Source organism: Niabella sp. CPT15-335-S11, from assembly GCF_058792415.1.
The window spans coordinates 33735-46135 of the sequence record NZ_JBYTEI010000007.1; the positions used below are offsets into that span (position 1 = coordinate 33735).

11 protein-coding genes are annotated in these 12401 nt (G+C 46.1%); 9 read left to right on the forward strand and 2 right to left on the reverse strand.

Annotated elements, in window-relative coordinates; all coding sequences use genetic code 11:
* Nucleotides 1-104: 104 nt before the first annotated feature.
* From AC3WS5_RS14825 to ggt, 3 genes are all read left to right on the forward strand, one after another.
* The gene (locus tag AC3WS5_RS14825) at nt 105-491 is read left to right on the forward strand and encodes an HYC_CC_PP family protein (protein ID WP_492468184.1); all 387 of its coding nucleotides are present in this window, start codon (nt 105-107) and stop codon (nt 489-491) included.
* A gap of 98 nt (nt 492-589) precedes the next feature.
* Nucleotides 590-3136: a TonB-dependent receptor domain-containing protein gene (locus AC3WS5_RS14830; RefSeq protein WP_492468185.1), complete on the forward strand. Its 2547-nt coding sequence runs from the start codon at nt 590-592 to the stop codon at nt 3134-3136.
* Nucleotides 3137-3296: 160 nt separating this feature from the next.
* On the forward strand, nt 3297-5021 hold the full coding sequence (ggt, locus tag AC3WS5_RS14835) for a gamma-glutamyltransferase (RefSeq protein ID WP_492468186.1): 1725 nt from the start codon (nt 3297-3299) through the stop codon (nt 5019-5021).
* Nucleotides 5022-5121: 100 nt separating this feature from the next.
* Here ggt and AC3WS5_RS14840 read toward each other — a convergent pair whose 3' ends face one another.
* The gene (locus AC3WS5_RS14840; RefSeq protein ID WP_492468187.1) at nt 5122-6162 is read right to left on the reverse strand and encodes a glycoside hydrolase family 53 protein; all 1041 of its coding nucleotides are present in this window, start codon (nt 6160-6162) and stop codon (nt 5122-5124) included.
* A gap of 187 nt (nt 6163-6349) precedes the next feature.
* Here AC3WS5_RS14840 and AC3WS5_RS14845 point away from each other — a divergent pair, with 187 nt between their 5' ends.
* From AC3WS5_RS14845 to AC3WS5_RS14865, 5 genes are all read left to right on the forward strand, one after another.
* A complete protein-coding gene (locus tag AC3WS5_RS14845) occupies nt 6350-6628 on the forward strand; it encodes a hypothetical protein (RefSeq protein ID WP_492468188.1) in 279 nt (92 codons plus the stop codon).
* On the forward strand, nt 6606-7091 hold the full coding sequence (locus AC3WS5_RS14850; RefSeq protein WP_492468189.1) for a DUF1572 family protein: 486 nt from the start codon (nt 6606-6608) through the stop codon (nt 7089-7091). Before AC3WS5_RS14845 ends, AC3WS5_RS14850 begins: the two co-directional genes overlap by 23 nt.
* 62 nt (nt 7092-7153) lie before the next feature.
* Nucleotides 7154-7627 carry a GAF domain-containing protein gene (locus AC3WS5_RS14855; RefSeq protein ID WP_492468190.1) on the forward strand — a complete coding sequence of 158 codons (474 nt, stop codon included), beginning with the start codon at nt 7154-7156 and terminating at the stop codon, nt 7625-7627.
* 209 nt (nt 7628-7836) lie between these two features.
* Nucleotides 7837-8106 (forward strand): acylphosphatase, encoded by a 270-nt coding sequence (locus AC3WS5_RS14860; RefSeq protein WP_492468191.1) that lies wholly within the window; start codon nt 7837-7839, stop codon nt 8104-8106.
* Between the two features lie 100 nt (nt 8107-8206).
* Nucleotides 8207-8941: a 3-keto-disaccharide hydrolase gene (locus tag AC3WS5_RS14865; RefSeq protein WP_492468192.1), complete on the forward strand. Its 735-nt coding sequence runs from the start codon at nt 8207-8209 to the stop codon at nt 8939-8941.
* Nucleotides 8942-9032: 91 nt separating this feature from the next.
* Here AC3WS5_RS14865 and AC3WS5_RS14870 read toward each other — a convergent pair whose 3' ends face one another.
* Nucleotides 9033-9998 (reverse strand): NAD-dependent epimerase/dehydratase family protein, encoded by a 966-nt coding sequence (locus AC3WS5_RS14870; protein WP_492468193.1) that lies wholly within the window; start codon nt 9996-9998, stop codon nt 9033-9035.
* A 230-nt stretch (nt 9999-10228) separates the two neighbouring features.
* Here AC3WS5_RS14870 and pta point away from each other — a divergent pair, with 230 nt between their 5' ends.
* Complete coding sequence (gene pta, locus AC3WS5_RS14875) at nt 10229-12316, forward strand: phosphate acetyltransferase (protein ID WP_492468194.1); 2088 nt, start codon at nt 10229-10231, stop codon at nt 12314-12316.
* Nucleotides 12317-12401 lie beyond the last annotated feature (85 nt).

The window sequence follows — 12401 nt, forward strand, 5'->3', positions numbered from 1 at the left end:
GGAGGGCCTGATTCATAAAATACTGCAACGGTTAAGACCAGGGTAAACCTTCACCGCCGAGGCGCTAACTTTGGTAAACTAAAAAATGTCATTATCTTCGCGCGGTGAAAAAACTTACCCTTTTTCTGATTTTTATAATTTACGGCGTGGCCAGTTTTGGTCTAAGCCTGAATTATTTTTATTGTTGTGGTAAGTTGAAGGATGTCCGTGTTGTGCTCGCTCCACCGCAGGACAATCCATGCCCGCACAAGAACACCAAGGATTGCGGTGAAAATGTCACCGTTAGTTATAAAATTAATCTAGACCAAAAGAACAACTTTAATCAGGTTTCCCTGAAACCTGTGCAATTATTACTGGCTTCAGCCATACATCCCGACTTTGCGGATGCGCCGGTTGTGGTTGAGCAAGATCCGGTGTCTTCTTATTTCAGTGAAGACTCGCCCCTACCACCAGACGATTTGAATATTTTACTGGGTAATTTCAGGATTTGATTTAGCAGGGTATTTTTCCGGTCACTGAACCGGATTACTGTGTATTGCCGGGTTGCAACTCGGTTTATGAACCTGTGTGTAAATTCAAATCAATATTTATGTCTAATAAATACATATTATCCATCTTAATATTTACTTTTCTTTTATTCAGCCTCTCTTCCTTTGCGCAGAAAAAAAATCAAAAGACAGAGAATTTCGAAGTGTCCGGCAATTGCGAGATGTGCAAAGCAAGAATTGAAAGTACGGCGCTCGCTAATCATGCCAGTCATGCAGTCTGGATCGCTGCAACCCATATGCTGACCGTTAGTTTTGACAGTACCAAAACCACAACTGAAGATATACAGAAAAAACTGGCGGAAGCGGGCCACGATGCAGGCTCCTTCAAAGCTCCGGATGAAGTTTATAACAAGCTCCCTGCCTGCTGTCATTACGCACGCGGTGAGGGCAGCGCCGCGATAGACAAGAGTATACATCTGTTGAAAGGAATTGTACTGGAAGAAACCGTGAAAGGAAAGCTAAATCCCATCGCGAATGCCACTATCAAAAGCCTCCATTCCAACGAATACTTTGTTACAGATCAGACAGGTTACTTTCAGTTGAAGTCCGACCTGCCGACCCATCTATCGATCAGCTACGTAGGTTTTGATGCCGATACCATAAGCGTGGCCTCGCCGGATATGCTGACGATCATCCTGAAAAACTCAACCACAGGTACATTGAAGGAAGTGGTTGTCAGTTCACGTCCGCCATCGACCTATATTTCCAGGCTGAGCGTTTCAAACACCCTGAATATGGGCATCAAGGAGCTTCAAAAGGCTGCCTGTTGTAACCTTTCTGAAAGCTTTGAGACCAGCCCATCCGTCGACGTAAGTTACAGCGACGCCGTAACCGGAATCAAACAAATTCAATTGCTCGGGCTCTCGGGGAATTATACGCAATTGCTGACAGAAAACGTTCCTGAGATCAAGGGCCTTCCCGGTAGTTATGGTCTGACCTTTGTTCCCGGCCCCTGGATCGAGGGCATTCAGCTCACCAAGGGTACCGGATCGGTAGTGAACGGTTATGAAAGCATTGCTGGTCAGATCAACATCGAGGAAAAGAAACCCGATGCCAGTGAACGCGTGTACGTGAACACCTATGCCAATAACCTCGGCAGACTGGAAGCCAACGTGCTGCTGAATCAAAAAATAAATTCAAAATGGAGCACAGGCCTGCTGACCCACACGAGCGGCGTTGTGAGAAGAAACGATATTGATGGTGACGGCTTCCTGGATATGCCAATGGGCAGACAGTTTAATGTCATCAACCGATGGAAATACATGGACAATAATGGATGGATCGGTCAGTTTGCCATTAAGTTCCTGAATGACCACAGGCTGGCGGGTCAGACCGACTTCAAACCATCTTCCGATAAGTTTACCACGCAGCGTTACGGAGCCGGCATCAACAATGAGCAGTATGCATTCACTGGCAAGCTCGGTTATATTTTTCCGCAGCACAAATATAAAAGCCTTGGATTTATTGTTTCCGCGAATCAATACAATAATGATTCATACTATGGTTTAACTAAATATGATGGCAGGCAAAAATCTGTCTATGGTAATTTTATCTACCAATCAATCATCGGCACAACAGCGCATAAGTTCAGAACGGGACTTAGTTTTGTGAATGATAATTTCAATGAGACGTTTAACGCTGCGCGATTCAGCCGCAATGAAATCGTTCCGGGTGCTTTCTTCGAATACACTTATACAGCGCCGGAAAAGTTTTCGGCCGTAGCAGGGTACAGAATGGATTACAATAACCTGCAGGGCTGGATTGCAACGCCGAGGATGAATCTTAAATATGATTTCACGCCCAAAACAAACCTTCGCCTTTCGGCAGGTTCGGGCATGCGGATGGCAAACATTTTCGCAGAAAATGCTGGCGTTTTTGTAAGTAACCGTCAATATGAAGTAGTTGGGTCACCTACAAATTATGGATACGGCTTAAGACCTGAAAAAGCCTGGAATACCGGACTGAACTTTGTACATCAGTTCAAATTGAATAATCGCCCGGGTTCGTTTGGGGTCGATCTCTACCATACCCGTTTCACGAACCAGACTGTTGTTGATTTGGATGATAGTCCACATAAAATTTTATTCTACAACCTGAATGGCAAATCCTATTCCAACAGTGTAGAAACGGAATTTAACTATGAATTATTCAAACGGTTCGACATCCGGGCGGCGTATCGCTGGCTCGACGTGCAGACACAGTATCTGAGTGGCATCCGGGAGAAACCGTTTGTTGCAAAACACCGGGCTTTCATCAACCTGGCCTATGAAACCGCCAATAAATGGAAATTTGATTATACCATACAATGGTTGAGCAGCAAAAGAATTCCGGAGACGGCGTCCAATCCGCCTGCTTATCAGTTAACAGCTTATTCGCCTTCTTATTTTCAGATGGCGGGTCAGATCACCAAACAGTTTAATCCTACCTGGGATATTTACCTGGGCGGAGAAAACCTGACTGGTTATCGCCAGCAGAACCCGATCCTGAATGCACAAAACCCATTCTCGCAGTATTTTGACGGCGCAATGGTCTGGGGGCCTGTCTCGGGACGGATCATTTACATCGGTATGCGGTATAAATTGAAATAGAAAAAAGTTGAGCCAGGAATAAGGTCCCGGTCAATTTAGAACCCACTCGCGGCTACAAGTATCTGCGAGTGGGTTTATTGGGGATGATAAAAGTCAAAATTCTTGTGTAACTTGCTGTTAAATAACGAAAGATATTTAGTTCCTCCGCTAAAAGACTCAAATGAAAGACCAAACGACGCGATATTGCTTTTCTCTGTTGTCAATCGTGCTGGTCATTTCATGTCAATCGTCAAAAACACTTCTTGATCCCAACTATTCCTTTCACTACCATTCTCAAAAACGAATATTAGTCAGGCAGGGTGCCGTTGTTTCTGCTCACCCGCTGGCCAGTCAGGCTGGTCTCGCGATGTTAAAAAGGGGCGGAAACGCCATCGATGCTGCTATTGCCACGCAATGGGCACTTGCTGTGGTTTACCCAGGGGCTGGTAATATAGGCGGAGGCGGGTTCATGGTTGCCAGGTTAAAAAATGACGAAACAGTCGCGCTTGATTACAGGGAAACGGCGCCGGGCGGGGCATCGCGGGATATGTATAGCGATGACAGCGGAAATATTATCAAGGGTAAAAGTCTATTCGGGCATCTCGCATGTGGCGTACCAGGAACAGTAGCAGGTTTGTTTGACGCCCATCGCTATGCGCGGCTGCCGATGAAAACACTGATCCAGCCGGCGATCGATCTGGCAGAAGGCGGTTTTACGATCACACTGGCGGAAGCAGAAAGTCTGAATGCAGCGCACGATGACTTTATAAAATACAATAGTGTCCCTCCTGTTTTTGTAAAAGCGGTGCCTTGGCAAAAAGGTGATACGCTTGTGCAAAAAGATCTTTCCAAAACTTTGAAACGGATCCGGGATCTGGGTCCGGCCGGATTTTATTCGGGAAAAACGGCAGACCTGATTGTCGATGAAATGAACCGGGGAAATGGTCTGATCTCCAAAGACGACCTCAAAAACTACCGGGCCAAATGGCGTCAACCCCTGAAATTCACGTACCGGGAATACGAGATTGTCAGCATGCCCCTACCCAGCAGCGGTGGCTTATTGCTAAACCAGATGATGAAGATGATAGAGCCCTATCCGCTTAACCTAATGGGCTTTCAGTCACCCGCTGCCGTGCAGCTCATGACCGAGGTAGAGAGAAGATCCTATGCAGACCGGGCTAAATACATGGGTGACGCGGATTTTTACCAGGTGCCCGTCAAGGAGCTAACTGATGAGACTTATCTGAAAAACCGGATGAAGGATTATGCGGTAAGAAAGGCGGGTAGCAGCCGGCAGACCGGAGCCGGTCTTATCCCCGGTTATGAGTCTGAAGAAACAACGCATATCAGTGTTGCTGATGATGAAGGCAATGTAGTGGCTGTAACCACTACGCTGAATGGCGGGTACGGGTGCAGGACCGTTGTTGGGGGGGCAGGGTTTTTATTAAATAATGAAATGGATGATTTCAGCGCCAAACCTGGTGCACCAAATATGTATGGGGCTACTGGCGGCCGGGCAAACGCCATTGCACCGGGCAAGAGGATGCTCAGTTCTATGACGCCGACCCTGGTTTTATGCGATAAGAAACCCTACCTGGTTTTGGGTACGCCGGGCGGTACAACCATTCCGACATCTGTATTTCAAACGATCCTGAATATTATCGATTTCGGGCTGACTGCCAGCCAGGCTGTCAATAAACCTAAATTTCATCACCAATGGCTGCCCGACCGGATCGATATCGAAAATGGATTCGATCCCGAAACCGCAAAATCGCTCAGGGAAATGGGGTATAACGTTCAGGCGCGAAGGCCGTACAGCCGGACTGAACTGATCCGTATATTGGCCGATGGTACGTTTGAAGCTATTGCGGATCATCGCGGTGATGACAGCGCTTCAGGATATTGAAATATACTATATATTAATATTATTTAATATCTAGCATCTGTCGTCTAACGTCTAATATCTATCCTCTAACGTCTAACATCTAATGTCTATCGTCTCTTCCTCATTTTTCTAAAAATGCGTCCAGTGCATGAGTCGGGCGGCCATCATCACCCCAGGCACTGAGCGGGTACCTGCTCCAGCTACGGGCTCCTTCAGGCTCCCAATACAGGACCCCGGTTCCTTTTTTGCCGGGCACAGCTCTGACTTTTTTAATCACTGCAACCAGCATATCGTAGGTATTCTGCACTTTTGTATCCTCGCCACCTACTTCCACTACCATCACTTCCTTATTGTACCTCGCTGCCATATCCTTCAGATTGAAACCCAGGTCTTCAATCGACAGTGTATAATCAGGTTTGCCTTCAAGCCAGTAAGGATAGTAAGATACACCGATCACATCATACCGGACCTTCTGATTGGTGGCATTGTCAAACCACCACCTGAACCGCTGGTTATTGTTGCCCTGATCCACATGCAATATCACTTTTGAACCCGGACTTACCTTTTTCACAGCATCATAACCTGTATTCAATAGCTGCGCAAGCTGGGGCCAATTATCTGTACTACCGTCTGGTAATAAGAGGCCACCCGGAATTTCATTGCCTACCTGTACCCATTCGGGTTGCACACCAGCGTCCTTCAGAGCCTGCATGACACCTACAGTATAATCATACATCGCTGCTTTTAACCTATCGAAATTCAGTCCTTTCCACGCTGCAGGTTTGATCTGCTTTCCAGGATCTGCCCAGGAATCACTGTAGTGAAAGTCGATCATCACTTTCATTCCCCAGCTACTGGCTCTTTTTGCCATAGCAACTGTCTCGGATGTGCTGCAGTGACCACTATAGATATTATCCGATGGATTCACCCAGGTCCTCAACCTGACTGTGTTGAATCCAAGATCTTTCAGGATCTTAAAACAGTCGCCCTGCGTTCCATTCTTATCGTAGAATTTATAGCCCGTAGCCTCCATTTGAGGCAACCAGCTTATGTCTCCGCCTTTAGCGAAAACATCTTTCATGGGGACTGTGGACTTGTGGCAGGCTGTAATAGATAGTAACAACAGAAGCACCCACCACCCATTTACACGGAAACTATTCATTGGTAAACTGTTTGGTGACCAAACTTAAACATTAATACGGATAAATATCCGAGCGAATTATTAACCTGTCTCCTCTCAAGTCAGACCATTTGGGTCTTACCGCGAACCGTTAAGGATGTTTAAATTTTTAGTAATGAATATTATATAAATTGCAGCATTATTTCTGGTTGATATAAATGGAATTGATATGACTCCACTCCAAAAAGAAGTAATCCTCGGTTTGCTGGAAGGTGGTTCCATCAGCGGCAACAGCAAGTATGGTTACCGGTTAAAAGACCGTTCCGGTAATCCTGTCAGCAAATTTACCTACAGGACCTTCCACAGCTTACGACCTCATCTTCGCATGGAAAAAGGGCGCTTTGTCATCAATAGAAAATTTATCCGCAGCCTGAGCAAACGCTATTGGATCAAAAAGATGTACCTTGATTACCTAAACAGAAAAAATGAACCCACAACTTATACTTGACAGTGCAATAGAGCAATTCAGAGAATACAAACTGAAAGCTGAGAGAACCTTCGAGCAGCTTCAGGAAAAAGAATTTTATTTCAGCCCCGATAAATTCAATAATAGTATCGCCGTTAATATAACACACCTGCACGGAAATATGGTAAGCCGGTGGACCAATTTCCTGACTGAGGATGGTGAAAAGCCCTGGCGCCAAAGGGATGCGGAGTTCGTATCACCTGACCTTTCCAAAGATGCCTTGCTGCAATTATGGGAGGAAGGCTGGAAGGTATTGTTTGATAGTTTGGGACAGTTGAACGGCGGGGATCTTGATAAAACGGTCTTCATCAGATCAAAGCCCCTGTCCGTAATCCAGGCCATCCACCGACAACTGTGCCACGCTGTTTACCATGTTGGTCAGATCGTCTTCCTGGGTAAAAATATCCGGGGTGAAAACTGGAAGACCCTCACCCAACTCAACTAGACCCTGATATGGCTAACTAACTTAAAAAAAAATTCACTTGAAAGTGATTAAATTAGGATAATATGTCCGAGGACCTGACTATTTCGGAGGGCACTAAAGATGACCAGTACCGGTCGTTGCTACCCCAGATTAGGGCGCTCACTGAAGGAGAAAATGACCTTACAGCAAACCTGGCAAATATTGCTGCCGCGCTGAAGGAACAATTCAATTGGTGGTGGGTAGGCTTTTACCTGGTCAAAAATGACGAACTGGTGGTAGGGCCCTTTCAGGGACCTGTAGCCTGCACGCGGATTCAAAAAGGCCGGGGTGTTTGCGGTACCTCGTGGAAGGAAGCCCGCACCCTGATAGTCACCGATGTGGATACCTTTCCAGGTCATATCGCCTGCAGCAGCCTGTCAAAGTCCGAAATAGTAGTCCCGGTTATCCGGGCAGGTGAAGTTGTTGCGGTCCTGGATGCCGACAGTGAACTGCCGGCGCATTTTGATGAAACGGACAAAAAATATTTGGAGGAGCTGGTCGGCGAAATGCCGTTTTGACCAATCACTTAACCTCAAAACTTATCCCTCCCCGGGAACAGGTCCTGCAAAAAAAATCACAGACTCATTGGTCTTTATACTTGATGGCCGGGTATAGTTCCGCGGACGAATTGATCTTTCTTCATAACCCCCGAAATTTTTTACGGTTTAAAATATTATTTTTAAGTCGGTTTCAGCCGCCGAAGATGCGCGAAACGAACAGAACAACTATGCAGGAAACGAAAAGAATAAACATCTATGGCCTAGTGCAGGGTGTCGCATACAGACTTTCAGCACAGCGGGCAGCCATTCAGAACCATATCACCGGGACCGTCCAGAATTTGCGGGATGGATCAGTGGAGATCATCGCAACGGGTGATATATTTCATCTTGAACAATTCATAGATTGGTGCAAAAAGGGACCCTCCAGAGCTGAAGTGGAAACGGTGAACGTCGGGAACTTGCCTTTGCAACGTTTCAGGAGTTTTTCCATCATTTAATTTTCCCCTGCCAGTATATATTTATTATTTGGTTTTCGACAAATCACTAATTTTGTGCGCCCAAAATTTCTGAATATATCCATTTAATAAAAATTGACACATGAAAAAGGCGATTATTTTCTTAGCATTGGTTCAATGCTCACAACTCTATGCCCAGCAGGGCGAACCCCGGATCACCGAAGTATGGCAGCCCGAACCCAGGATAGTTACGCCCGGTAAATCCAGTTCTGACGCGCCTTCGGACGCCATCCGTCTATTTGACGGGAAAGACTTATCTGCCTGGGTCAGTGACAAAGACGGCAGCCCTGCAAAATGGAATGTGGAAAACAACGCTATGACCGTTGTCAGGGGGACAGGTGCGATACGTACCAAGCAGAAATTCGGTGATTGCCAGTTACACATTGAATGGCGTACTCCTTCTGAGGTGAAAGGCGAAGGTCAGGGCCGTGGCAACAGCGGTATTTTTTTGATGAGCCATTACGAACTTCAGGTGCTCGACAGTTATAAGAACCGCACTTACAGTAATGGACAGGCTGGTTCCATTTACAAACAATTAGCGCCGCTCGTTAATGCTTCCAGGCAACCGGGTGAATGGCAGGTTTATGATATTGTTTTCACAGCGCCAAGATTCAGTGCCGACAGCACGGTGAAGTCGCAGGGTCGCATAACCGTTTTCCATAATGGCGTCCTCATCCAGAACAATGCAACCATCTGGGGCGCTACCCAATACATCGGTATTGCCACGAATATGCCACATGGCGACAAAGAACCCATTTTGTTGCAAGATCACGGTAATCCTGTGAGCTTCCGCAATATTTGGATCCGGGAATTATAAGTAGAACAGGCGGGGGAATCGTAGTTTTTTTGTACGTCTCCCCTGACTTAATTCAGTAAATCCGGAGATATTTGGGTGGTGATACCGTTCATCATTGATTTTGCTTACTCAGGATTGCCGGCAGGTATTTGAGCATTTCTATGGTCATTTGGGAAAGATCATATTCCGGCTTCCATCCCCAGTCTTTCCGGGCAACTGAATCATCAATACTCTGCGGCCAACTGTCCGCTATCCCCTGGCGATAGTCGGGGTTATAAACAATTTCAAACCCCGGCAAATGTTTTCTGATCTCGGCTGTAATTTCTCGGGGTGAGAAACTCAGTGATGATAAATTGTACGAAGTCCGGACGGTAATCAGATCTTCGGGCGCCTCCATTAGTTCGATCGTGGCACGTATTGCATCAGGCATATACATCATGGGCAGGAAGGTGTCTTCACGCAGGTAACAATTGAACGCTCGCCCTTCCACTGCATCATGAAATATTTCAACAGCGTAGTCCGTCGTTCCTCCTCCGGGTTCAGATTTATAGGAGATCAGTCCCGGATACCTTAGGCTCCTCACATCAACACCGTATTTCAGGTTATAATAGTTGCACCAGAATTCGCCGGCGAACTTGCTGATCCCGTAAACCGTTGTAGGTTCAATGATCGTTTTTTGAGGACAATTCTCCCGTGGGGATGTTGGACCGAATACAGCAATTGAAGAAGGCCAGTACACTTTATCCAGTTGTTCTTCCCTGGCGATATCTAATACGTTGAGTAATCCCTGCATATTCAGGTGCCAGGCCAGACTGGGATTTTTCTCGCCTTTCGCAGAAAGCATGGCTGCCAGCAAATAAATTTGGGTGATGTTCTGCCGGATTACCTGCACATGCAGCATTTCTCTATTCATCACATCGAGGCTGACATAAGGCCCCGTTCCTTTCAATAATTCATTTTCCTCCCTGAGATCGGAAGCCACGACGTTGTGGTTACCGTGGATTTTTCTCAATGCAAGCGTTAGTTCCACGCCAATCTGCCCGGATGCCCCAATGACAAGAATTTTTTCCTTTACCATAATCAGTTCCTATATAGTGGTTTTTGTTTACAACCTCAAATTTCAGGAGACAACATGATAAATGTCAGTATTTATCCCTCCCCGATTCTTCGAATCTTGCAAGCAATTATTTAATTTTGCGCCAGCAAATATAATCCTATAAATGCCTTGTAATCGCCCGGATCGAGTCAAAATACTGATTTTATTTCTTTTCGGGGGTTACAATCACCAAAATCAAAAAAAATTTACAGATGAACCGATCAGTGTTTGTTATTACACCTTCCTCTCAAAGTGGGAAACTGGTAATTAGTCTGGGGCTTATGCAAATGCTGCAGCGTACGACTACCAGCGTTGCCTATTTCAAACCCCTGATTGAGAACAAAGAAGAAAAAGACAACCATATAGATACGATCCTGAGTCATTTCAAATTAAATATGACTTACGACGAAGCTTTTGCGTTTTCCAGAAATGAACTCACTGCCTACCAGAATCAGGGAAAGATCAACGAGATTTATGAAGGAATTATTGAAAAGTATAATGATTTAAAAGAAAGATTTGATTTCGTATTGGTTGAAGGAAGCGACTTTAATGAGGAAGGATCCATTTTTGAAGTCGATTTTAACGGATCACTCGCCCGCAGCCTGGGAATTCCCGTGCTGCTCGTGGTCAAAGATACGTTTGAAACGCTCGCCGAACTGGTAAACCACACGGTGGTGGAGGTCAATTCCTTTATCGAAAAAGATGTAAATGTAATAGGCGCTTTCGTCAGCCGTTGCCATAAGAACCTCGCGGACGTTAAACAAAAGGTTTCCGAACGCCTGCATTCAAGCATTGAAGTCTACGCCATCCCCGACAACGAAGAATTGGGGAAACCGACCGTAAAAGAGATCGCACAGCACCTGAACGCCCACGTGTTGTTTGGCGCTGATAAAATGGAAGTGATCGCCAAACAGTCTATAATTGGTGCAATGTTACTGAGCAATTACCTGACACGGGTCAGCGATAATTGCGTTTGCGTAATTCCCGGCGACCGGGCCGACCTGATCGTAGGTTCTATGCTAGCGAACCTGTCGGGCAACTATCCTAATGTAGCCGGACTGGTTCTGACAGGTGGGTTTCTGCCAGACAGGTCGGTCATCGATCTGATCGACGGGCCTCAGAAAACTATTCCGATCCTCGCCGTCCATACGGGTACATTTGAAACCGCGACCAGGATCGCAGCCATCAAAGCCAAGATTTACGCAGGTAACAAGTATAAGATAAAACTCAGTATTGACATGTTTGAGTCTGCTGTAGACGTGGAAGCCCTGAATAGCAAGATCAATTCTGTGAAGACTGAAAATCTGACACCGAGGATGTTTCAGTATAATATGCTGATGATGGCTAAACGAGCCCAAAAGCATATTGTGCTGCCCGAAGGTGGGGATGACCGTATCCTGACAGCCGCTTCTCAACTGGCAAACGATAAGCTGGGATACCTGACCATACTTGGGGATAAGGAAACGATCATGGAAAGGGTCACCATGCTCAGGCTTAGCTGGGATGAAGACCGGATCAGGATCGTAAATCCACTGAACAGCGAAAAATATGAAGATTATTACCAGACACTTTACGAACTGCGTAAAGCCAAAGGCATGGAACTGGCAACAGCCATGGACCTGATGTTGGACGCCTCCTATTTTGGAACGATGATGGTCTACAAGGGAGATGCAGACGGGATGGTATCTGGAGCTATGCATACAACGGCCCATACCATCAAACCCGCTTTGCAGTTTGTAAAAACAAAGCCGGGCTTTAATACCGTGTCTTCTGTTTTCTTTATGTTGCTCGATGACCGTGTGCTGGTTTATGGCGACTGCGCGATTGTTCCTAATCCTACTTCTGAGCAACTGGCAGAAATTGCCATATCATCGGCAGATTCAGCAAGGACCTTTGGTATCACCAACCCTAAAGTGGCCATGTTGTCCTACTCTTCCGGTTCATCCGGTACCGGAGAAGATGTGGAAAAAGTACGGGCAGCAACCGCGCTGGTAAAACAAAACCGTCCCGATATTTTAGTAGAGGGACCGATCCAGTATGACGCTGCCGTTGATCCGGTAGTTGGCAGAAGCAAAATGCCCGATTCGCCGGTAGCGGGCCAGGCAAACGTATTGATCTTTCCCGATCTGAACACAGGGAATAACACCTATAAAGCGGTGCAGCGTGAAACGGGTGCATTAGCGGTAGGGCCAATGTTGCAGGGGCTTAACAAACCGATCAATGACCTCAGCCGGGGAGCAACCATCGATGATATTTATAATACCGTAGTTATCACCGCGATTCAGTCTACGGGAGAATGATTACAAAAAGTAACTGCCTGATATCTGGCAAATCATGATATTTTTGGCGGAATTACTGAGGGAAGTATCCCGAAGATGATCAAAC